Source organism: Curtobacterium citreum (assembly GCF_006715175.1).
Taxonomy (GTDB): Bacteria; Actinomycetota; Actinomycetes; order Actinomycetales; family Microbacteriaceae; genus Curtobacterium; species Curtobacterium citreum.
Genome location: NZ_VFMQ01000001.1, coordinates 1,250,730 through 1,272,842, shown reverse-complemented (window position 1 = coordinate 1,272,842; position 22,113 = coordinate 1,250,730). Strand labels below are relative to the sequence as shown.

Genomic DNA, 22,113 nt, shown 5'->3' with positions numbered 1-22,113 from the left:
TCACGGCACCAGTCGCACGGCGTCGCCCCGCGCCTCGACGGCACCGCTGCGGACGACCCACGCGCGCAGCTGGTCGATGCGGAACGCGTCGAACGCATGTGGGTGGTCCCGCAGCACGGCGGCCAAGCCGGCCGTCATCGGGAAGCGCGGATCGGTGTCCTCGACGATCGCGACGAACCGCCCGTCGGTGCCCTGCATCCGCCCCTCGGTCCGGAACACCGTGCTGTACGTCTGCCGGGCGGCACCGACGAACAGGATGGGCCCGCCCCGGTAGCCGTGGTCGGCCAGCGCACCCGCCAGCACCGCGTACCCCGTCGGCCGGACCTCGGCGACCGCAGTGGTGAGCTGCCCGGCCGGCACGACCGCCACGGCGAGGACGAGCGCCGCGACGACCGCGGTCCACGGTGGGCGCAGCCGGGCGAGCCGGGTGAACCCGACCGCGGCGAGCGCCACGAGGAACGGCACCCAGGCGTAGTAGTAGTGCGGCAGGGCGACGCTCGACGTGCAGTAGAACGCCACGAGGACGCCGAGGCAGAGGGCGAGGTACGCGACGAGCCGGTCCGGCCGGACCACGAGGGCTGCGAGCGTCCCGGTACCGAGCACGACGACCGTCGGCCACCCGAGTCCCTGCAGCGCCCAGAGCAGCCCCGTCCACCACGGTGCGACGAGGTACGTCCGTCCGAGCACCGACACGAGGTGCCCGGTCGTGTCGTGCGCGGTCTGGAAACGCACCATGTAGGCGATCGCGTCGAGCCCGCCGACCGGCAGGTAGAGCACGGCGGCGAGGGCGACCGCGACCGCGGCCGCGAGTGCGCCGCCGAGTGCGAGGTCCCGCCACCGTCGGAACAGCACGGGCAGCACCAGGAGCGGCAGGACGAGGACCGCCGTCGACACCTTCGACGTCGCCGACAGTGCCAGCGCTGCCCCAGCGAGGGCTGCCCACCACCACCGGGACGACCGGCCAGCCGAGGCGGCGACCGTCCACTGCCAGGCGGCGGCGACGGCGACCACGGCGAAGGCCGTCATCACGGGGTCGAGCAACGCGAGCCGGTCGATCCGCGCGGGCGTCCCGCTCGCCACGTCGTACCAGGTCGGCCCGTTGGCGCGCGGTGTCAGCCACCAGAGCGCGGCGGCGGTGAGGCCACCCCAGTACCCGAGCGGGCGACGGAGGAACAGGAACAGCACGAGCCCGATCGCGAGTCCGGCGAGCGCGACCACCGTCCGCGGACCCGTGACGCCCTGGCCAGCCACCAGCTGGGCGACCCCGAACAGGTACTTCGCGGTCGGCGGGTGCTCGAGGTTCGCGGTGAAGACGCCGTGGACGTAGTCCCAGCCAGCGCCGACGTAGGCGACCTCGTCCGTGATGCGGGTCACCCGACCGATCCGGAAGAGCGCGTCGAAGACCCCGAGCGACGCCACGGCCACGAACACCGCCGCCCGGGTCGTGACCGCGAGCGCGGGACGGCGGGAGGCCGCGAGCGCGGGACGGCGGGAGGTCACGCCGGATGGTCCCACGGCCGTGCGGACGGGAGCCGTGCACGGACGCCCCAGCCTCGGGGTTCGTTCAGACGACGACGCCGCAGCAGCGATGCGGGCGGCCACCACGGCGCCGCGGCGACGCCGGCTCGTCGGTCAGTGCGCGTCGAGCCCCACCGCGACCGGTGTCAGGGCCGCCCCGACGTACTCGACGAGCGCCCGGCGCCCGACGCCGTCGGCGACCCACACGCCGAACGCCGCCGCGGCCGCACCGAGCATCGCCCCGGACACCGTCTGCGGCCACAGCGACATCGGGTGCTCCCCGGTCCGCGACCCGACGAACGCCGCGACCGCCCCGTGCTGCGCCATCACCCGCGCCGCCACGCTGGCGACGAGCTCGGACCCGATGACCATCACCTCGGCCTGCGCGATCGCCCACGGCACGCGCTCCGGGTCGTGCGCCCGGGCAGCCGCGAGCAGGGCCTCCTCGACGGCGCGGACCGGGCTCGCCTCGGTCGACGCGGCGAGGAACCGCGGGACGTCGGCCACTGCGGCGTCGAGCTCGAGCCAGAGCACGTCGGACTTCGCGGCGAAGTAGTTGAAGAACGTCGCACGGCTGACCCCGGCCCGGGCGGCGATGTGGTCCACCGTCGTCCGCGCGTAGCCCTGCTCCAGGAACAGCTCCGCGGCGGCGTCGGCGAGCACCTCGGCGCTCGACCGTCGGGGGCGGCCACCGCGCCTGGTCGTCTCGTCCATGCGCACAGTAAACCGCTAGACTCGACCAGCCATGATCTTGGACCGAGTACAGAAAACAGCCCGCGCGCCCCGAGCCAGCTCCCGTCGCACCGTCCTCCGGAGCACCACGACCGCCGTCGCCGGGGCCGCAGCGGTCCTGCTGGCACTGACCGCCTGCACGGGCGGCGGCGCGGCGACGTCGAACAGCACCCCGGTGTCCGGCGGCACCCTGACCTACGCGTCCGGGGACGCCGAGCCGACCTGCCTCGACCCGCACGTCGGCGGGAACTACCCGCAGGCGCTGCTGTCGACGCAGTACATCGAGGAGCTCACCGCGCTCGACGACGGCAAGCCGGTCCCCGCCCTCGCGGAGTCCTGGACGACGAGCGACGACGGGAAGACCCTGACGTTCCGGCTCCGGGACGACGTGCGGTTCTCGGACGGCACGGCGTTCGACGCGGCGGCGGTCGTCGCGAACATCGAGCACGTGCAGGACCCGGCGACGGCGTCGAGCACGGGCTACCTCGCGCTGCAGTCGATCACGAAGGCCACCGCGACGGACGACCACACCGTCACGCTCACCCTGAGCCGCCCGGACAGCGCCCTGCTCGAGTCCTTCTCGCAGCCGTGGGTGGGCATGGAGTCCCCGAAGGCCCTGCAGCGCCCGCAGGCCGAGAACTGCGAGTCCCCCGTCGGCACCGGCCCCTTCACGATCACCGGCTGGAAGCACGGCGACCGGGTCACTCTCGCGAAGAACGACGACTACTGGGGCAGCACGAAGCCGCGGCTCGACGGCATCACCTGGCGCTTCCTGCCCGACTCGACCTCGCGGTACGCGGCGCTGCAGTCCGGTCAGGTGGACGTCATCGACAACGCGCAGCCCGACCAGCTGAAGGCCGCCTCGGCGAAGGGCGCGATCCGCGACCTCGACGCCCCGCGGCCCGGCGCCTCGAACCGGCTCGAGCTCAACTCCGGCCACGGCGTCTTCCGCGACGAGGCGGTCCGCAAGGCCTTCATCGCCGGTGCGGAGATCGACCCCGGGCTGCAGAGCCTGTTCCTCGGGACCGCGAAGCGCTCGTACTCGGTGCTCTCGAGCGTCGAACCGTTCGGGTACTCCGACCCGAGCCTGTTCCGGTACTCACCCACGAAGGCGAAGCAGCTGCTCGACGAGGCCGGCTGGAAGGTCGGCAGCGACGGCGTGCGGGAGAAGGACGGGCAGCGCCTGACCGTCACCTTCCCGGTCTCGACGAACCAGTCGGTGCCCGCCGAGCGCAGCCTGTTCCAGCAGGTCCAGGCATCGGAGAAGGCCGTCGGGTTCGACGTCCGCCTGCAGGAGCTCGACCTGTCGAGCTGGTACGCCGCCCTGGCGAAGAACGAGTACGACGTCGTCAGCGCCCCGTACACGAAGGTCGGCGCGGACGTCCTGCGCATCCTGTACGACAGCGCGAGCATCGAACCGGCGCCGTCGGGCTACTTCGCGAACCTCGCCCAGCTCGACGACCCGCAGGTCGACCGGCTCCTGCAGCAGGCCGCGCAGACCGCCGACACCGCCGAGCGCGGGAAGCTCTACGAGCAGGCGCAGCGGCTGATCCTGGCGAGCGGCACGGTGCTCCCCCTGTACGACCAGCAGAACCACTTCCTGTACCGCTCGTCGGTCCACGGCATCCGCACGACGGCCGTCTCGACGCCGTGGTTCGGCACGGCGTGGATCGACCGCTGACGCGGTCACCGGACGGGAGGGCCGTGGTGCGTCGTGCGCGCGGCGGCCTGCCCGTCGGCTGGTCCGGCTGGGCGCTGTGGGGGCTCCGTCGCGTCGCCGGCGGGGTCGGCGTGCTCTGGGCGGTCGCCACGATCGTGTTCGTCGCGATCCGGCTCATCCCGGGTGACCCGGCGCTCGCGATCCTCGGCGGGCCCGGGTCGCAGGCCTCCGCCGAGGCGGTCGCGCAGGTCCGCAGCGAGTACGGGCTCGACCGACCCGTGCTCGTGCAGTACGCGGTGTTCCTCGGCCGGCTCGCGACGGGCGACCTCGGCGACTCGTACGCGTTCCGGACGCCCGTGGCGACGCTCCTCGGGCAGCAGCTCCCCGTGACGCTGACGCTCGCGGTGACGGGGCTCGTCGTCGCCTGGGTCCTCGCGGTCGGAGCCGCGTGGTGGTCGACGCAGCGGGGCCGGGTGGCCGCGGCGCTGACCGGGGCGATCACGGTCACGGCGAGCGTCGTGCCGCACTTCTGGCTCGGCAGCGTGCTCATCGTGGTGTTCGCGAGCGGCCTCGGCTGGGTCCCCGCGGTGTCCGACGACAGCGTGGCGGGCTGGGTGCTCCCGGTCCTGACGGTGGCGGTGCCGGTTGCCGGCTACCTGGCCGAGACGGTCCGGGACGGCGTGGTGGACGCCCAGCGGTCGGCGTTCGCGCTCGCCGCGCGGGGTCGCGGCGAGTCCCGCGCGGGGCTGTTCGGCCGTCACCTGCTCCGGCACGCCGCGCTGCCGGGCATCGCGTTGTCCGCGTGGGCCTTCGGCTCGCTCGTGTCCGGCGCGGTCGTCGTCGAGTCGGTCTTCGCGCTGCCCGGGATCGGCCGCGCCCTGGTCGCGGCGGTGACGCAGCGCGACATGCCCCTCGTCGTCGGCATCGCGATGGTGTCCGCCGTGGCGTACGTGGTCGTGCTCGCGGTGGCCGACCTCGTCGAGCGGGCCGTCGACCCCCGCGGTGGCGACGGCGCAGCGCGCAGCGGTGCCCGGCGACGGGTCGGGACGGGCCACGGGGCGGTGGCGCGGTGAGCGGCATCGTCGACCCGCGCCTCCCGGCCGGTGGTGCCGTGGAGCGCCCCGGCGACCGTGCCCGCCGGTCCGAGCGGTCCCGTGGGGGGACGCTCGGGCCGGTCGGCACCGTCGCCGCGGCGGTCGTCGTGCTCGCGGTGGTCGCGGCCGTGTTCCCCGCGCTGCTCGGCGGCGGGGACCCGCTCGCCGTGCACCCGACCGACGCGCTGCAGGCGCCGTCGTGGGCGCACCCCTTCGGCACCGACGAGTCCGGGCGCGACGTGCTCGGGCGGGTCGTCGCGGGTACCAGGGCGTCGCTCCTGGTCGGTGTGCTCGCGACCCTCGTCGGCGCTTCCGCCGGCGTCGTCCTCGGGACGGTCGCCGGGCTCGGTGGCCGGGTCGTCGACGCGGTCGTCGGACGGATCACCGAGGTGGCGTTCGCGCTGCCCCTGCTGCTCGTCGCCCTGGTGGTCATCGCGGTGACCGGACCGGGTCCGGTGCCCGCGACCCTCGCGGTCGGGGCGGCGACCGCGCCGGGCTACGCACGGATCGTCCGCGGACTCGTCCGCACGGCCCGGCGCTCGCAGGTCGTCGAGACGGCCGTGCTGCAGGGCCGCTCCCCCGGCGTCGTGCTGGTGCGGCACGTCCTGCCCGCCGCGCTCTGGCCTGTGGTCGCGGTGGCGACCCTCGGCGTCGGGCAGGCCGTCGTGTGGGCGTCGGCCCTGAGCTACCTCGGTGTCGGGACCCCGCCGCCGGCCCCGGAGTGGGGCGCGATGCTCGCCGACGGTCGCACCTACCTGCTCACGGCACCGTGGACGAGCACCTTCCCCGGGCTGGCGATCGTCGTGCTCGCGACCGCCGTGACCGTGCTCGGCCGTGCCGTCCGACGGAGCGGGGCGCCGCGGTGAGCGGGCCCGGCGTGGACGAGCTCGGCGCGAGCGTGCTCGACGTGCGCGGCCTGACCGTCCGGGCGGGTGACGCGGTGCTCGTGCACGACGTCGCGTTCACGGTGGCGCGCGGGGAGTGCGTCGCGCTCGTCGGGGCCTCCGGTTCGGGCAAGACCGTCACCGCGCGGGCGGTGCTCGGGCTCTCGGCGGCCGGGACCTCGGTGGACGCCGAGGTACTCAGGCTGGCCGGACAAGACGTCCGGGGGTTGTCGGAGCGGCAGTGGCGGCGACTCCGCGGTGCCACGGTCGGCTACGTCGGTCAAGAGGCGCTGGGCGCCCTCGACCCGCTCCGCCCGGTCGGCCGCGAGGTCGGCGACGCCCTGCGGCTGCACACCCGGATGACCGCCGCCGAGCGGGTCGACGCCGTCCGGACGGCGCTCGCGGCGGTCGACCTCGACCCGGACCTGGCGCACGACGGCCGGCTCGCGGGCACGCTCTCGGGCGGGATGCGGCAGCGTGCCCTGATCGCCGCGGCCACGGTCGGCGCTCCGGACCTCGTGGTCGCGGACGAGCCGACGACGGCCCTCGACGCTGCCGTCGCCGTCACCGTGATGGAGCAGCTGCGTGCCGCGCAGCGCCGCGGGGCCGGGCTGCTCGTCATCACGCACGACCTCGGGCTCGTCGCGGGGTGGGCGGACCGGGTCGTCGTCGTGGACGACGGCACGGTGGCCGAGCAGGGTCCGACCTCGGCGGTGTTCGCCGCACCGGAGCACCCCGTGACGCAGGCACTGGTGCGCGCGGCCCGGGCCGACCGATCGCGCGACGACGCCGGCGACGATGCTGGTGACGGCGCTCGCGACGACCTCGCGGCGACGGGCGGCCCGACGATCCTCGCGGGGCGCGGCCTCTCCCGGTCCTTCGCGGGCGTTCCCGCGGTGCAGGACGTCTCGTTGACCGTGCGGCCGGGGCGCGTCCTCGGCGTGATCGGGGCCTCCGGGTCGGGCAAGACCACGGTCGCGCGGATGCTGCTCGGCCTCGAGGAACCGGACGCGGGCACGGTCACGCTCGACGGCGCGCCGTGGGTGCCGCTGCCGGAGCGCGACCGTCGAGCACGCCGGCACCGTGTGGCCGCCGTCGTGCAGGACCCCGGTGCCACCTTCGACGAGCGGTGGACGGTGGAGCGGGTGCTCGCGGACGCGCTGTCCGACGGCCGCGAGCGCCGCGCGCGCGGGGCACTGGGCGGACGTGTCGACGAGGCGCTGCGGCAGGTCGGACTCGACCCGGCGCTGCGGCCACGGTCGCCGTGGACGCTCTCCGGCGGGCAGCGGCAGCGGCTCGCGATCGCCCGGGCGCTGGCGACGTCGCCCGAGGTGGTGGTGCTCGACGAGCCCGTCACCGCCCTCGACGCGACCGTGCAGGACGCGGTGCTGACGCTCCTCGAGCGGCTCCGGGACGAGACCGGGGTCGCGATGGTCCTCGTGTCGCACGACCTGCGGGCCGTCCGGCGGACGGCGGACGAGGTGCTCGTCGTGCACGGCGGCCGGGTCGTCGAGCACGGTCCGGCCGCGCGGGTGTGGGCCGCGCCGGAGCACCCGGAGACCGCGCGCCTGCTGGCCGCGGCCGCGCGGCTGGCCGCCGGCCCGTCCTGAGCGCCGCCGCCCCGCGAGCAGGAACCGGCGCACGCGACGCGACCACACACAGGAGGCGCGGTGCGGGACGGACCCGCACCGCGCCTCCAGGCCGGTGGACGTGGCGCCTACGCGCCCGTCGTCTCCTTGTCCTTCCCCGGCTTCGGGGCGTCACCCGAGATGATCGGGATCTCGCTCGTCGAGAAGTCCTTCGCCCAGTCGGACTGCGCGAGCTCCGAGGTCGGGTCGTTGTAGTCCTTGATGACGTCGGCGATCTCGTCCTCGTGCGCGACCGTCGGGCCCGAGCCCATCAGCGGGGTCGCGGCGGTCTCCTTGGTGAAGTACACCGCGACGAGGCCGATCACGGCCGCGGCCATCAGGTAGAAGGCCGGGATGTCCTCGGCCCACGACAGGCCCGCGTCCTTCGCACCGGCGATGAGCGCCTGCGTCGCGAGCGGGGTGGTGCCGCCGAACAGCGAGACGGACACGTTGAACGCGATCGCCAGGGCGCCGTAGCGGATGATCGTCGGGAACAGCGCGGGGAGCGTCGACGGCATGGTCGAGGTGAAGGTCACCAGGACCAGGCCGAGGAGCAGCAGACCCGTGAAGACGCCGACACCGGTGCCGGTCTGGACGAGCTTGAGCGCCGGCCAGGACAGCACGAGGAAGCCGATGCAGCCCGCGGCGAGGACCGGACGACGACCGAACCTGTCGGACAGCCGACCGCCGAACGTGATGACGACCATCATCAGGATCATCACGATGACGATCAGGATCAGGCCGAACGTCGCGTTCTGGCCGAGGTTCGTCTCGAGGTACGTCGGCATGTACGACAGCAGCATGTAGTCGGTCACGTTGAAGACGAGCACGAGGCCGATGCACACGATGAGCGAGCGCCAGTTCTCGGCGAACAGCTTGAGGAACGGCGTCTTCTGCGACTCGCGCTCGGCTGCCTGCTCCTGCTGCTTCTGGAAGGCGGGGGTCTCCTCGAGCTTCAGGCGCAGGTAGAGCCCGATCAGGCCGAGCGGGCCGGCGACGATGAACGGGATGCGCCACCCCCAGCTGAGGAGCGCGTCCTCGGGCATGGCGTACTGCAGGACGGTGACGATCGACGCACCGAGGACGTAGCCGGCCAGCGTGCCGAACTCCAGCCACGAGCCCATGAACCCGCGGCGCTTGTCCGGCGAGTACTCGGCGATGAAGGTCGCGGCGCCGCCGTACTCACCACCGGTCGAGAAGCCCTGCACGAAGCGCGCGACGAGCAGCAGGACCGGGGCCCAGAAGCCGATCGTCGAGTACGACGGGATGAGGCCGATCATGAGCGTGCCGGCGGCCATCAGGATCATCGTCAGCGCGAGGACCTTCTGCCGGCCGATCTTGTCGCCGATCGGGCCGAACACCGCGCCACCGATCGGGCGGACGATGAACGCCGCGGCGAAGAAGCCGAACGTCGCGACGAGGTTCGAGGTGGGGTCGCCCTCGGGCAGGAACACCTTCGAGATCGTGACCGTGAGGTACGCGAAGATGCCGAAGTCGAACCACTCCATCGCATTGCCGAGTGCGGCGGCGGCGACCGCGCGCTTGAGCAGTGACTCCTCGACGACGGTGACGTCGTCCTCGGTCAGCTTGCGTCGCGCGCGCTTCGCGGCGGCCTTCGTGCGCAGCGGGCGGTCGCCCTGCTGGTTCCGTGCTTCGTGCGGTGCCAAGTTCGTTCCTCCGGTAGTGCTGAGTCTTGCCTTCGGGCGTCCGGCGGAGAGCAACGGTGCGGTCCCGACGGAACCCACGTTCGCCGGACAAACTCCGACAGACTACCAGGCGCTCTCCAGCGTGTCCCGACCCCTCCTGTGGTAGACGCAGTCGGGACCGCCGCCGCACGTGCAACGCAGCGCCGATCCGCCGCGGGTGCGCCGCCGCACGTGCTGGCGATACCATCGACTCGCCGCGCAGTGCGCGCGGACACTCAGGCACCTCACCACGGACTCGGTGCCGCACACATCGATCGAGAGGCCCCGCCGTGTCGAAGCCCATGCCCGAGAAGCCCACCGTCGACGGACTCGAGCAGGTCTGGGGTCCGGTCTGGGAGCAGGACGGCACCTACCGGTTCGACCGCGACAGCGCGACCAAGGACGCGGTGTACTCGATCGACACCCCGCCGCCGACCGCCTCCGGTTCGCTGCACATCGGCCACGTGTTCTCGTACACGCACACCGACCTCAAGGCCCGGTACGAGCGGATGCGCGGCAAGCACGTCTTCTACCCGATGGGCTGGGACGACAACGGACTGCCGACCGAGCGTCGGGTGCAGAACTACTACGGCGTCCGCTGCGACCCGCAGCTCCCCTACGACCCCGCGTTCGTCCCGCCGTTCGAGGGCGGCGACGACAAGTCGTCGAAGGCCGCCGACCAGCTACCCATCTCGCGCCGCAACTTCATCGAGCTGTGCGAGCGTCTGACGGTCCAGGACGAGCAGCAGTTCGAGCACCTGTTCCGCACCCTGGGTCTGTCGGTCGACTGGACGCAGTCGTACCGGACGATCGACGACACGTCGCGTGCGAGCGCCCAGCGCGCCTTCCTCCGCAACCTCGAGCGCGGCGAGGCCTACCAGGCCGACGCCCCGACGCTCTGGGACGTCACCTTCCGCACCGCGGTCGCACAGGCCGAGCTCGAGGACAAGGAGATGCCCGGCGCGTACCACGGCCTGGCCTTCCACCGCACCGACGGCGGCGAGGACGTCGTGATCCAGACCACCCGACCGGAGCTGCTCCCCGCGTGCGTCGCCCTCGTCGCACACCCGGACGACGAGCGCTTCCAGGACCTGTTCGGCAAAACCGTCCGCTCCCCCCTGTTCGACGTCGAGGTCCCGGTGCTCGCACACCACCTCGCGCAGCAGGACAAGGGCGCCGGCATCGCGATGGTCTGCACCTTCGGCGACACCACCGACGTCGTGTGGTGGCGCGAGCTGCAGCTGCCGAACCGCGCGATCATCGGCTTCGACGGTCGCGTCCGCTCCGACGAGCCCACCTGGATCGAGAGCGCCCGCGGCAAGGAGCTCTACGCCGAGATGGCCGGCAAGACGGTGTTCTCCGCCAAGAAGGTCCTCGTCGACGCCCTCACCGAGTCCGGTGAGCTGGTCGGCGACGTCAAGACCATCAACCACCCGGTGAAGTTCTTCGAGAAGGGCGACAAGCCGCTCGAGATCGTCTCCACCCGCCAGTGGTACATCGTGAACGGCGCGCGCGACGAGCATCTCAAGACCACGCTCCGCCAGCGCGGCGAGGAGATCGCGTTCCACCCGGACTTCATGCGGGTCCGCTACGACAACTGGGTCGGCGGCCTGTCCGGTGACTGGCTCATCTCGCGCCAGCGCTTCTTCGGCGTGCCGCTGCCGGTCTGGTACCCGCTCGACGCGGACGGCAACCCGGTCTACGACCAGCCGATCGTGCCGACCGAGGCGCAGCTGCCGGTCGACCCCGCGTCCGAGCCGGCTCCCGGCTACGACGAGTCGCAGCGCGGCGTCGCCGGTGGGTTCCAGGGCGAGCTCGACGTCATGGACACCTGGGCGACCTCGTCGCTGACCCCGCAGCTCGCCGGCAAGTGGGAGACCGACCCGGCGCTGTACGACCTGGTGTTCCCGTACGACGTCCGCCCCCAGGCGCAGGACATCATCCGCACGTGGCTGTTCACGACCGTGCTGCGCAGCCAGCTCGAGGCCGACGTCGCTCCGTGGAAGCACGCCAGCATCTCGGGCTTCATCGTCGACCCGGACCGCAAGAAGATGTCGAAGTCGAAGGGCAACGTCGTCACGCCGCTGTCGATCCTCGAGCAGCACGGCGCGGACGCGGTCCGGTACTGGGCGGCCTCGTCGAAGCTCGGCACGGACGCGGCGTTCGACCCGCAGAACCCGAAGCAGATCAAGGTCGGCCGTCGTCTGGCGATCAAGGTGCTCAACGCGGCGAAGTTCGTCTACGGCTTCCCCCTGCCCGAGGGTGCCACGAGCGTCACCGAGGCGCTCGACGTCGACATGCTCGCCGAGCTCGGCGCGGTCGTCGACCAGGCCACCGCGGCCTTCGACGGCTTCGACCACGCCCGTGCCCTCGAGGTCACCGAGCGCTTCTTCTGGACCTTCTGCGACGACTACCTCGAGCTCGTGAAGGAGCGTGCCTACGGCACGGCGTCCGACGCGACGCACGAGACGCAGGCGAGCGCCGTCCTGGCGCTCCGCGCCGCGATCGACGCGCTGCTCCGGCTGCTCGCACCGTTCCTGCCGTTCGCGACGGAAGAGGTGTGGGCCTGGACCCACGAGACCAGCGTGCACCGATCCTCCTGGCCGACGCGGGCCGAGCTGCCCACCCAGGCCGAGCCGACGGGGCTGCTGGGTGCGGTCGGGCAGGCGCTCATCGGGATCCGGGGGGCGAAGACCGCCGCCAAGGCGTCCCAGAAGACGCCCGTGACGCGTGCCGTCATCGCGGCGCCGGCCGAGCAGCGGGCGCTCATCGAGCGCGCGGCGGTCGACCTGGCGGCCGTCGGCCGCATCGAGAACCTGTCGTTCACCGACGGCGACGAGCTCGCCGTCACCGAGATCGAGCTCGCCGAACAGCAGGCGTAGCGTCGGCTCCCGGGGCCGGTCACGTCGTCGAAGCGGCCGGCCCCGCGCCGGTCGCGTCGTGCCGATGCGGCCGGTCCACACCGGACTGGAGGCACGGATGCAGTTGGGCACACGCTGGAACGTGGGTGGGCAGCCACCCGAGCGACTCCCCGAGGCGATGGTCGTCGCCGTGCGCGGGGTCGAGGACGAGCTCGCCGCCGCGTCCGTCGACGCGTCGTCGTGGCGGTGGACGCTGACGTTCCTCGAGGGCAAGCCGATCGTCGAGCTCGACGACGGCACGTCGATCCGGCTCGACCCCGACGGCCACGCGCAGGTGACCGACCCGGACGACGCCCCCGAAGAGGACTAGCCGCCGCGGCGTACAGTGAGAACCGTCGTTCCCGACGCAGGGCCGGGACCGCTGGACCAGGGATCGGGACCGTCATGCCCACCACCGTCGACCCGGACACCCGGGACCGCATCGTCGACGTCGCCGACGAGCTCTTCTACGCCCGCGGGATCCAGTCGGTCGGGATGGACGAGATCCGCACCGGTGCCGGCGTCTCGCTGAAGAAGCTCTACGCGGCCTTCCCCGGCAAGGACCAGCTCGTCGTGGCGGTGCTCAGCGGTCGGCACGACCTCTGGGAGCGGGGCGTCCGCGGGGCCGTCGACGCCGCGACCACCCCGCGCGACAAGCTCCTCGCCGTCTACGACTTCCTCGAGGACTGGTTCGGCGACGCGTCCTTCCGCGGCTGCGGCTTCATCAACGCCTTCGGCGAAGTCGGTGCGACCTCCCCCGAGGTCGCCGAGATCGCCCGCGCGCACAAGGCGTCCTTCCAACGGTACGTCGCGGACCTCGCGGCGACCGTGGTCGCCGACCGGGACGCCGCCGAGACCCTCGCCGCGCAGCTCGCGCTCCTCGCCGAGGGCGCGCAGACGACCGCGGCGATCTCCGGCGAGACGACGCCGGCGGCACACGCGCGGAGCGCGGCCGCCGTGCTGGTCGACGTGGCGACGGACGCCGGGCGCGTGGCGGCGGACGGGAGGCGCGTGGCGGCGCCGCCACGATCCTCCCGTCCGGCTGTGGACCGGACCGACGGTCCGTAGGGTGGGGCCATGGCCAACCCGTTCGACGCACCGAGCACCCTCCCCTACGCCCTCCCGCCGTTCGACGACGTCCGGCTCGAGCACTTCCGTCCGGCGTTCGACGCCGGCATCGCCGAGCAGCGCGCCGAGGTCGAGGCGATCGCCACCGACCCGGCGCCGCCGACGTTCGAGAACACCCTGGTGGCACTCGAGCGCTCCGGCCAGCTGCTGACCCGCGTCAGCCACGTGTTCTTCACGCTGTCGTCCGCCGACTCCACACCGGAGCTGCACGACCTCGAGGCCGAGGTCGCCCCGCTCCTCGCTGCGCACCGGGACGCGATCACGCTCGACTCCCGCCTGTACGCGCGGGTCGACGCGGTGCGGTCCGCACTCGGCGACCGCTCGGACCTGACCGACGAGGACCGTCGCCTGGTCGAACGGGTGCACACGGAGATGACCCTCGCCGGCGCGGGGCTCGACGACGCCGGCAAGGAACGACTGACGGCGATCAACCAGGAGCTGTCCACCCTGACGACGACCTTCGAGCGCAACCTGCTCGAGGACACGAACGACCTCGCGGTGCACGTCACCGAGGAGCGCGAGCTCGACGGGCTCGACGACGGCGCGAAGTCGGCCGCCGCTGGCGCCGCCTCCGACCGCGGGCTGGACGGCTGGCTCGTGACGCTGCCGCTCTACACGGGCCACCCGTGGCTCGCGTCGCTGACCGACCGCGGGCTCCGCGAGCGGATCATGCGCGCCTCGCTCTCCCGCGGCCGCCGCGGCAACGAGCACGACAACCGCGACGTGCTGCTCCGCATCGTCCGGCTCCGCGCCGAGCGTGCCGCGCTGCTCGGGTTCCCGAACCACGCGGCGGTCGTCACGGCGGACGAGACCGCACGGACGCCCGAGGCCGTCGAGGGGCTGCTGTCCTCGCTCGTGCCCGCCGCGGCGGCGAACGCCGAGGACGAGCGCGCCGTCCGCTCCCGCACCGTCGGCTTCGAGGTCGAGGCGTGGGACTGGGCGTACGCCACCGAGGTCCTGCGCGGCGAGCAGTTCGCCGCCGACAGCTCCGCGCTCCGCCCCTACCTGGAGGCCGACCGGGTCCTGCACGACGGGGTGTTCCACGCCGCCGGTGCCCTGTACGGCCTGACCTTCACCGAGCGCCCCGACCTGCACGGCTACAACGACGAGGTCCGCGTCTTCGAGGTGCGCTCCGAGGACGGCGCAGAGGTCGGCCTGTACCTGCTCGACCTCTACACGCGGGACGGCAAGCGCGGCGGCGCGTGGATGAACCCCGTCGTGGAGCAGTCGCACCTGCTCGGCACGCTCCCGGTCGTCGTGAACAACCTCAACGTGGCGAAGCCCGCACCGGGATCGCCGACGCTCCTGATCCAGGACGAGGTCGAGACGCTCTTCCACGAGTTCGGGCACGCGCTGCACGGGCTGATCGCCCGGACGACCTACCCGCGGTTCTCGGGGACGAACGTCGAGCGCGACTTCGTGGAGTTCCCCTCGCAGGTCAACGAGATGTGGGTGACCTGGCCGTCCGTGCTCGCGAACTACGCCAAGCACCACGAGACCGGGGAGCCGCTGCCGCCGGAGCTCGTCCTCGGCCTGAGCGACTCGGCCGGCTTCAACGAGGGCTTCGGCACGACCGAGTACCTCGCCGCGGCACTCCTCGACCAGGCGTGGCACCGACTGTCGGCTGAGGCGGCCGCCGCGGTCCGGTCCGTCGAGGACTTCGAGCGGGACGCCCTCGCGGCCGCCGGGATCGACGTCGCCGCCGTCCCGCCGCGGTACTCGTCGACGTACTTCGCGCACACGTTCTCGGGCGGGTACGACGCCGGGTACTACGGGTACATCTGGTCCGAGGTGCTCGACGCCGACACCGTGGAGTGGTTCCGCGAGCACGGCGGGCTCTCCCGGTCGGCCGGGGAGCGCTTCGCGACGATGGTGCTCGGGGTCGGCGGGGCGCAGGACCCGCTCGAGGCCTACCGCGCGTTCCGGGGCCGCGACGCCGAGGTCGGGCCGCTGCTGCGCCGCCGCGGGCTGGCGTAGGGGCGCGGGGGCGCGGGCGGCCGCGGGGGCGGCACGGAGCGCTGCCGCTCAACCGGAAGCACATCACGCCACGGATCGCCGTGGTGCGGTGTGCTTCTGGTTGTGCGGAGCGCCTCCGCTCACGCCCGCTCCCCGCACACGACGACGGCCCGGCCCCCGAGGGGACCGGGCCGTCGTGCAACGCGACCTACGCGGACTTCTCGACGCGCTTCGCCCGCGGCCGCGGCACGATCGTCGGCGCGGCGTTCTCGAGCACGGACTCGCGGGTGATCACGACCCGGGCGACGTCGTCGTCCGAGGGCACGTCGAACATGACCGGCCCGAGCACCTCCTCGAGGATGGCGCGGAGCCCGCGGGCACCGGTCTGCCGCAGGACGGCGAGGTCCGCGATCGCCTCGAGCGCACCACGGTCGAACTCGAGCTCGACCCCGTCGATCTGGAACATCCGCTGGTACTGCTTCACGAGGGCGTTCTTCGGCTCGGTCAGGATCTGCATGAGCGCCGACTGGTCGAGCTGCGACACCGTGGTCACGACGGGCAGACGCCCGATGAACTCGGGGATGAGCCCGAACTTGTGCAGGTCCTCCGGCAGGACGTCGGCGAACAGGTCCTGCTGGTCGAGCGGGCTGTGCAGCGGCGCGCCGAAGCCGATCCCCCGCTTGCCGACCCGGGACGACACGATGTCCTCGAGCCCGGCGAACGCCCCCGCCACGATGAACAGGACGTTCGTCGTGTCGATCTGGATGAACTCCTGGTGCGGGTGCTTCCGACCGCCCTGCGGCGGGACCGAGGCCGTGGTGCCCTCGAGGATCTTGAGCAGGGCCTGCTGCACGCCCTCGCCCGAGACGTCGCGCGTGATCGAGGGGTTCTCGGCCTTGCGCGCGATCTTGTCGACCTCGTCGATGTAGATGATCCCGGTCTCGGCACGCTTGACGTCGTAGTCCGCGGCCTGGATGAGCTTGAGCAGGATGTTCTCGACGTCTTCGCCCACGTAGCCGGCCTCGGTCAGCGCGGTGGCGTCGGCGACGGCGAACGGCACGTTGAGGCGCTTCGCCAGGGTCTGCGCCAGGTAGGTCTTGCCGCAGCCGGTCGGGCCGATGAGCAGGATGTTCGACTTCGCGATCTCGACGTCGTCGCGGTCTTCCGCCGCGGTGATCTGCCCCTGCGCCCGGATGCGCTTGTAGTGGTTGTAGACGGCCACGGCCAGCGCGCGCTTCGCGGGGTCCTGCCCGATGACGTACTCCTGCAGGAAGTCGAAGATCTCGCGCGGCTTCGGGAGCTCGAAGTCCCCGCTCGCGGTGTCCTCGCCCGCCTCGGCCAGACGCTCCTCGATGATCTCGTTGCAGAGCTCGACGCACTCGTCACAGATGTAGACGCCCGGCCCGGCGATGAGCTGCTGGACCTGCTTCTGGCTCTTGCCGCAGAAGGAGCACTTCAGCAGGTCGGCGCTCTCTCCGATGCGTGCCATGGCGGTGCCCTCCCTGGTTGACCTCCGCGCGGGTGACCCGCCCGGTTTGACCGAGCCTAACCGCATCCGGCGACACCCACCGCGACGCCGTCCGGCCTGTCCCGCGGCGTTCGCCCACGGCGTCGTCTCCTGGTACCGTTGCACCGCTGCTCTACAAGTTGTAGAAACCGGAAGGACCCCATGACCAAGCGCCTCGCCCTCGTCGGCACCGCCACCCTCGGCGTGACCGCCGCGATCGTCCTCGGCACGGCGGCCGCCGCCAGCGCCCACGTCGAGGCCGACGCGACCTCCACCGCGGCGAACTCCTACACCACGGCGACCTTCTCGGTGCCGCACGGCTGCGACGGCTCCCCCACCACGAAGCTCGAGTTCCAGGTGCCGAAGTCCGTCATCGAGGTCACGCCGACGGTCAACCCGAACTGGACCATCACCAAGACGACCGAGCCGTACACGAGCGGGGCGTCGAGCAGCAGCGACGAGGACGAGGCCGGCGCCGTCCGCGTCACGAGCGTCATCTACACCGCCAAGACGCCGCTCCCCGCGGACGAACGCGACACCTTCTCGCTGTCGTTCTCGCTGCCCGACGGCAAGCCCGGCGACCGCGTGTCCTTCCCGGTCGTGCAGACCTGCGAGCGTGGCACGACCGACTGGGACCAGGTGCAGCAGACCGGCAAGGCCGAGCCGGAGCACCCCGCCCCGTCGATCGTCCTGACCGCCGCGACCGCCACGAGCGGTGACGACGACGCCCCCGCCACCACGGCCGCCGCGTCGACGAGCACCACCGCCCAGCCCGACCTGGTCGGCCGCTTCCTCGGTCTCGGCGGCCTGGTCGTCGGCGCCGTCGGCCTGGTCGTCGCGGTCGCCGCCACCCGCCGCCGGGACGCCGCGAAGTGACCCGTCCCACGCCGGGCCGTCGGTCCGCCCCGGGTCGGCGGTCGGCCGGGAGGATCGTGGCCGCGTCCGCCACGGCCCTCGCGATCGCGGGCGGTGCGGTCCTCGGGCTCGCCGCCCCCGCCAGCGCGCACAACTACCTGGTGTCGTCGACGCCGCAGGTCGGTGGGACGCTCACCGCGCTCCCGGGCCGGTTCGACATCACCACGAACGACCGGCTGCTCGAGATCGGCGGATCGGACTCGGGCTTCGCGTTCCGGGTCCTCGGGCCGGACGGCCGGTACTACGAGGACGGCTGCGTCACGGTGGACGGGCCGTCGATGACCACGAAGGCCGCCCTCGGGAAGTCCGGGAAGTACGCGGTCGAGTGGCAGATCGTCTCCGCCGACGGCCACACCGTGTCCGACCGGTACGACTTCACGTGGGACGCCCCCGCGGGCTTCTCCCCCGCGGGCGGCACGACCGACCCGCCGGTCTGCGCCACCGATCGGGCGAGCGCAGGGTCCGGCGCGGACGAGTCCGGCACCGCGACCAGCGCGGGCGACTCGACGGCGACCGACGCGCTGTGGATCGGCGCCGGCGGGGTCGTGCTCGCCGGCCTGGTCGTCGCGGTCCTCCTGCTCCTGCGACGCCGCCCGGCCCCGACCGCCGACCCGCACGACGACGAGGACTGATCCGCAACACGACGACGGCCCCGCGACACGACGACGGCCCCGCACCGGGAGGTGCGGGGCCGTCGTCGCGCTGGTGCTACTTGACGAGCGCCGGCAGGTTCTTGCGGCTCGTGAGGACCTGGTCGATCAGGCCGTACTCGAGTGCCTCTTCCGCGGACATGATCTTGTCGCGCTCGATGTCGTTGTTGACCTGCTCCGGCGTGCGGTTCGAGTGCTTCGACAGCGTCTCCTCGAGCCAGGTGCGCATGCGGAGGATCTCCGCCGCCTGGATCTCGATGTCCGACGCCTGGCCGCCGCCCTGCTGGGTCGCCGGCTGGTGGATGAGCACACGGGCGTTCGGGAGCGCCAGACGCTTGCCCGGGGTACCGGCAGCGAGGAGCACCGACGCGGCCGAGGCCGCCTGGCCCAGGCACACGGTCTGGATCTGCGGACGGATGTACTGCATCGTGTCGTAGATCGCCGTCATCGCGGTGAACGAGCCACCGGGCGAGTTGATGTACATCACGATGTCGCGGTCCGGGTCCATCGACTCGAGCACGAGCAGCTGGGCCATGACGTCGTCGGCGGACGCGTCGTCCACCTGCACGCCGAGGAACACGATGCGGTCCTCGAACAGCTTCGCGTACGGGTCCTGGCGCTTGAAGCCGTAGGCCGTGCGCTCCTCGAAGCTGGGGAGGATGTAGCGATCGGACGGAGCCGGGACGTTCTGCGCGCCACCGAGCATGGGGAGGTGCATTCTCGTTTCCTTCTCTTCGGTGGTGGTCAGTGGGACTCGGGCTCGGCAGCCGCGGTCGGCGTCTCGCCGTCGCCCACGGTTCCGCCGCCGCCGACGACCTCGTTCGAGGACGCACGGAGGTGGTCGACGAAGCCGTACTCCAGGGCTTCCTGCGCCGTGAACCAGTTGTCGCGGTCGTTGTCCTTGAGGATCTGCTCGATCGACTTGCCGGTCTGCTCGGCCGTGAGCTCCGCCATCCGCTGCTTCATGTCGAGGATGACCTTGGCCTGCGTCTGGATGTCGGCAGCGGTGCCGCCGAAGCCACCGGACGGCTGGTGCAGGAGCACGCGCGCGTTCGGGGTGATGTAGCGCTTGCCCGGGGTGCCCGAGGAGAGCAGGAACTGCCCCATCGAGGCGGCGAGGCCGATGCCCACGGTGACGATGTCGTTCGGCACGAACTGCATCGTGTCGTAGATCGCCATGCCCGCGGTGATCGAGCCACCGGGCGAGTTGATGTAGAGGTAGATGTCCTTCTCAGGGTCCTCGGCGGCGAGCATCAGCAGCTTCGCTGCGATCTCGTTCGAGTTCTCGTCGCGGACCTCAGAGCCGAGCCACACGATCCGGTCTCTCAGAAGGCGGTCAAAAACACTGGGGTTCAGTGTCGCTTCGGCCATGGAAAAGCTCCCGTTCAGTTGTCGCTTGATGTCGAACTTATCGGGTGCAACGCGGCTGTTCGCGTCTGTTCGCTCTGGGCGGTCGGGCCGGCCCGCCAACGGACAGGAGGCGCGGTGCCAGCTGGCACCGCGCCTCCTGTCCGGAAGGTGGTCGCGGACTACTCCGCGTCCTCCGACGGGGTCTGCGCGACGCCCGCCGTGAAGGCGGAGAGGTCGACGTCGCCGCCGTTGGAGTCCTTGACGGTCACCTTCGACAGGACGGTCGCGACCGCCTTCGAGCGGGCGACCTCGCCGACCATGCCCGGGATCTGACCGTTCTGGTCGATCACCTTGATGAACTCGGCGGGCTCCATGCCGTACTGCGCCGCAGCCTGGATGAGGTACTGGGTCAGTTCCTCCTGGGAGACCTGGATCTCCTCCTTCTCGGCGATCGCGTCGAGCAGGATCTGCGAACGGAAGGCCTTCTCGCTGGACTCGGAGACCTCCTTGCGGTGCTCCTCGTCCTCGAGGCGGTTCTCCTGCTCGAGGTGACGGTGCACCTCGTCCTCGATGAGCTGCTCCGAGATCGGGATGTTGACGTCCTCGATGAGCTTCTCGACGAGCTTGTCGCGCGCAGCAGCACCCTGGCCGAAGGTCTTCGACTTGGCGATCTGCTCCTTGAGGTCCGCCTTGAGCTCGTCGATGGTGTCGAACTGGCTGGCGATCTGGGCGAACTCGTCGTCGGCCTCGGGGAGCTCGCGCTCCTTGACGGCGGTGACGGTGACGGCGATCTGGGCGGTCTCGCCCTCGCGGTCGCCACCGACCAGCGTCGACTCGAAGGTCGTCGACTCGCCGGCGGTCAGGGACTCGAGCGCCTCGTCGATGCCCTCGAGCAGGTCGCCCGAGCCGATCTCGTAGGAGACGCCGGTGGCCGAGTCGACCTCGTCGTCACCGATGGTGGCGGTCAGGTCGATCTGGGCGAAGTCGCCGGTCTTGGCCGGACGATCGACCGTCACGAGCGTGCCGAAGCGGGTGCGCAGGTTCTGCAGCTCCTCCTCGACCTCGTCGTCGGAGACCTCGACCGCGTCGACCGTCAGCTCGTACTCGTCGTACTTCGGCAGGTCGAACTCGGGGCGGACGTCCACCTCGAAGGTGAGGACGAGGTCGCCCGTGAAGTCCTTCACGTTGGGGAGCTCGGCGACGTCGGCCTCGGCGCGGCCGAGGATGCGCAGCTCCTGCTCCTCCACCGCCTGGCGGTAGAAGGTGTCGATCGCGTCGCCGACGGCGTGGTTCAGGACCTCGCCGCGGCCGACACGCTGGTCGACGATCGCCGGCGGGACCTTGCCCTTGCGGAAGCCGGGGATGTTGATCTGCTCGGCGATGTGCTTGTACGCGTGGTCGATGCTCGGCTTGAGATCTTCCGGCGTCACGTTCACGGTGAGCTTGACGCGGGTGTCGCTCACCTTGTCGACGGTGCTGGTGGCCAAGGGATGTACTCCTGTTGGTTGACGTTCGTGTGGACCTGGTCGGGGCGACAGGATTTGAACCTGCGACCTCCCGCTCCCAAAGCGGGCGCTCTACCAAGCTGAGCTACGCCCCGTGACTGGGCCAGGGTGGCCGCGCACACCCGAGGGCACGCACGACCGCGACGAGTCTAGCGGTCCGCCGGTGACTGGTTCCCGGGCGGCGTGCCGCGCTGTGGAGGAGCCGGGTCGGCCGCCCGACGGAGGCCCTGCCGCCAGCGAACCCCGACGGCCACCTGCACCGCTCCCGCGCCCAGGACGAGCAGGAGTCCGACGACGATCCGCCACACGTGCAGGAGCGCGTGCCACGGCTGGGCCTGCGGGTCGCCGAAGACCTCCGGCCGGAGCGAGAACACCACGGCGGCGAGGGCCAGCAGCACGAACGACACCACCCGCGAGCGGCGGATCCGCCGGGTGTCGCCCGGGTCGGGCTGCGGCAACACGTTCGATGGCATGTCGGGGGTCGTTCGTCCGCTACGATGGTGGCGCTGCGCAACCAGTGCTGCAGCGCGGGGATGTAGCTCAATGGTAGAGCCCCAGTCTTCCAAACTGGCCACGCGGGTTCGATTCCCGTCATCCCCTCCGTGTCATCAGCGCTCCGCGCGGTCGTCATCAGCGATCCGCGCGGTCGTCACCCGCTCGTCCGGATGCCGGTGGGCGGTGCGCCAGGGGTGCTGCTCAGGGGGCGCCGAGCGTCAGGGTGAGGTGCACCGTATCGCCGGGGCCGACCCCTGTCCGGGTCCGCTCCGCCTTCCGCAGCGGCACGAGGTACCCGCCGTCCTTCGGGAACAGCGACGTCGTCCATCGCACCCGCCCGATCGCGACGCCCGCCGGGACGACGCCCCAGCCGTAGGTCAGCTCGGACGCGAGCTCGTGGACGAGGTCGGCGAGGTCGTCGGGCACCACCGCGTACACGTACGGCGCCGGACCGCGCCACTCGACCACCTCTGCCTCGAACGTGAGCTCCACGCGGGCATCGTAGG

At 72.1% G+C, this 22,113-nt stretch carries 19 protein-coding genes and 2 tRNA genes; 11 read left to right on the top strand and 10 right to left on the bottom strand.

What is annotated here, in order from left to right; genetic code table 11:
• Nucleotides 1-1,500 (bottom strand): phospholipid carrier-dependent glycosyltransferase, encoded by a 1,500-nt coding sequence (locus FB462_RS06125; protein WP_141860736.1) that lies wholly within the window; start codon nucleotides 1,498-1,500, stop codon nucleotides 1-3.
• A 132-nt stretch (nucleotides 1,501-1,632) separates the two neighbouring features.
• Complete coding sequence (locus FB462_RS06120; RefSeq protein WP_141860734.1) at nucleotides 1,633-2,232, bottom strand: TetR/AcrR family transcriptional regulator; 600 nt, start codon at nucleotides 2,230-2,232, stop codon at nucleotides 1,633-1,635.
• A gap of 31 nt (nucleotides 2,233-2,263) precedes the next feature.
• On the opposite strand from FB462_RS06120, the gene FB462_RS06115 reads away from it, so the two are divergent.
• From FB462_RS06115 to FB462_RS06100, 4 genes are read left to right on the top strand one after another with little or no spacing between them, the layout of a single operon-like run.
• Nucleotides 2,264-3,931 carry an ABC transporter substrate-binding protein gene (locus FB462_RS06115; RefSeq protein ID WP_141860732.1) on the top strand — a complete coding sequence of 556 codons (1,668 nt, stop codon included), beginning with the start codon at nucleotides 2,264-2,266 and terminating at the stop codon, nucleotides 3,929-3,931.
• A 26-nt stretch (nucleotides 3,932-3,957) separates the two neighbouring features.
• On the top strand, nucleotides 3,958-4,983 hold the full coding sequence (locus tag FB462_RS06110) for an ABC transporter permease (RefSeq protein ID WP_244289131.1): 1,026 nt from the start codon (nucleotides 3,958-3,960) through the stop codon (nucleotides 4,981-4,983).
• Nucleotides 4,980-5,870 (top strand): ABC transporter permease, encoded by an 891-nt coding sequence (locus FB462_RS06105; RefSeq protein WP_229666836.1) that lies wholly within the window; start codon nucleotides 4,980-4,982, stop codon nucleotides 5,868-5,870. Before FB462_RS06110 ends, FB462_RS06105 begins: the two co-directional genes overlap by 4 nt.
• Entirely contained in the window at nucleotides 5,867-7,498 is a 1,632-nt protein-coding gene (locus FB462_RS06100; RefSeq protein ID WP_244289130.1) for an ATP-binding cassette domain-containing protein, read from the top strand. The genes FB462_RS06105 and FB462_RS06100 overlap by 4 nt, the downstream gene beginning before the upstream one ends.
• A gap of 107 nt (nucleotides 7,499-7,605) precedes the next feature.
• Here the strand turns inward: FB462_RS06100 and proP are convergent, their stop codons facing one another.
• Nucleotides 7,606-9,183, bottom strand: coding sequence for a glycine betaine/L-proline transporter ProP (gene proP, locus FB462_RS06095; RefSeq protein ID WP_229666838.1), 1,578 nt, complete (start codon nucleotides 9,181-9,183; stop codon nucleotides 7,606-7,608).
• Between the two features lie 320 nt (nucleotides 9,184-9,503).
• Between proP and valS the strand changes: the two genes are divergently transcribed.
• The 4 genes from valS (at nucleotide 9,504) to FB462_RS06075 (ending at nucleotide 15,206) form a co-directional block, all read left to right on the top strand.
• Nucleotides 9,504-12,083, top strand: coding sequence for a valine--tRNA ligase (valS, locus tag FB462_RS06090; RefSeq protein WP_141863267.1), 2,580 nt, complete (start codon nucleotides 9,504-9,506; stop codon nucleotides 12,081-12,083).
• Nucleotides 12,084-12,180: 97 nt separating this feature from the next.
• Entirely contained in the window at nucleotides 12,181-12,432 is a 252-nt protein-coding gene (locus FB462_RS06085; protein ID WP_141860729.1) for a hypothetical protein, read from the top strand.
• Between the two features lie 74 nt (nucleotides 12,433-12,506).
• On the top strand, nucleotides 12,507-13,169 hold the full coding sequence (locus FB462_RS06080; protein ID WP_141860727.1) for a TetR/AcrR family transcriptional regulator: 663 nt from the start codon (nucleotides 12,507-12,509) through the stop codon (nucleotides 13,167-13,169).
• Between the two features lie 9 nt (nucleotides 13,170-13,178).
• Nucleotides 13,179-15,206 (top strand): M3 family metallopeptidase, encoded by a 2,028-nt coding sequence (locus FB462_RS06075; protein WP_141860725.1) that lies wholly within the window; start codon nucleotides 13,179-13,181, stop codon nucleotides 15,204-15,206.
• A 187-nt stretch (nucleotides 15,207-15,393) separates the two neighbouring features.
• Here FB462_RS06075 and clpX read toward each other — a convergent pair whose 3' ends face one another.
• A complete protein-coding gene (clpX, locus tag FB462_RS06070) occupies nucleotides 15,394-16,674 on the bottom strand; it encodes an ATP-dependent Clp protease ATP-binding subunit ClpX (protein ID WP_141860723.1) in 1,281 nt (426 codons plus the stop codon).
• 180 nt (nucleotides 16,675-16,854) lie between these two features.
• Here clpX and FB462_RS06065 point away from each other — a divergent pair, with 180 nt between their 5' ends.
• Together FB462_RS06065 and FB462_RS06060 are read left to right on the top strand one after the other, a co-directional pair.
• Nucleotides 16,855-17,568: a YcnI family copper-binding membrane protein gene (locus FB462_RS06065; RefSeq protein WP_141860721.1), complete on the top strand. Its 714-nt coding sequence runs from the start codon at nucleotides 16,855-16,857 to the stop codon at nucleotides 17,566-17,568.
• 56 nt (nucleotides 17,569-17,624) lie between these two features.
• Nucleotides 17,625-18,239 carry a copper resistance CopC family protein gene (locus FB462_RS06060; protein ID WP_167510027.1) on the top strand — a complete coding sequence of 205 codons (615 nt, stop codon included), beginning with the start codon at nucleotides 17,625-17,627 and terminating at the stop codon, nucleotides 18,237-18,239.
• 76 nt (nucleotides 18,240-18,315) lie between these two features.
• Here FB462_RS06060 and FB462_RS06055 read toward each other — a convergent pair whose 3' ends face one another.
• The 5 genes from FB462_RS06055 to FB462_RS06035 form a co-directional block, all read right to left on the bottom strand.
• Complete coding sequence (locus FB462_RS06055) at nucleotides 18,316-18,975, bottom strand: ATP-dependent Clp protease proteolytic subunit (protein ID WP_058728413.1); 660 nt, start codon at nucleotides 18,973-18,975, stop codon at nucleotides 18,316-18,318.
• A gap of 26 nt (nucleotides 18,976-19,001) precedes the next feature.
• Nucleotides 19,002-19,628 (bottom strand): ATP-dependent Clp protease proteolytic subunit, encoded by a 627-nt coding sequence (locus FB462_RS06050; protein ID WP_058742932.1) that lies wholly within the window; start codon nucleotides 19,626-19,628, stop codon nucleotides 19,002-19,004.
• A gap of 158 nt (nucleotides 19,629-19,786) precedes the next feature.
• A complete protein-coding gene (gene tig, locus FB462_RS06045) occupies nucleotides 19,787-21,094 on the bottom strand; it encodes a trigger factor (protein ID WP_141860716.1) in 1,308 nt (435 codons plus the stop codon).
• Nucleotides 21,095-21,130: 36 nt separating this feature from the next.
• A tRNA-Pro gene (locus tag FB462_RS06040) sits at nucleotides 21,131-21,207 on the bottom strand.
• Nucleotides 21,208-21,261: 54 nt separating this feature from the next.
• The gene (locus FB462_RS06035) at nucleotides 21,262-21,585 is read right to left on the bottom strand and encodes a hypothetical protein (protein WP_114849060.1); all 324 of its coding nucleotides are present in this window, start codon (nucleotides 21,583-21,585) and stop codon (nucleotides 21,262-21,264) included.
• Between the two features lie 56 nt (nucleotides 21,586-21,641).
• On the opposite strand from FB462_RS06035, the gene FB462_RS06030 reads away from it, so the two are divergent.
• Nucleotides 21,642-21,712 (top strand) — tRNA-Gly (locus FB462_RS06030).
• A gap of 96 nt (nucleotides 21,713-21,808) precedes the next feature.
• On the opposite strand, the gene FB462_RS06025 is transcribed toward FB462_RS06030, so the two are convergent.
• On the bottom strand, nucleotides 21,809-22,099 hold the full coding sequence (locus tag FB462_RS06025; RefSeq protein ID WP_141860715.1) for a DUF1905 domain-containing protein: 291 nt from the start codon (nucleotides 22,097-22,099) through the stop codon (nucleotides 21,809-21,811).
• Between the last annotated feature and the right edge of the window lie 14 nt (nucleotides 22,100-22,113).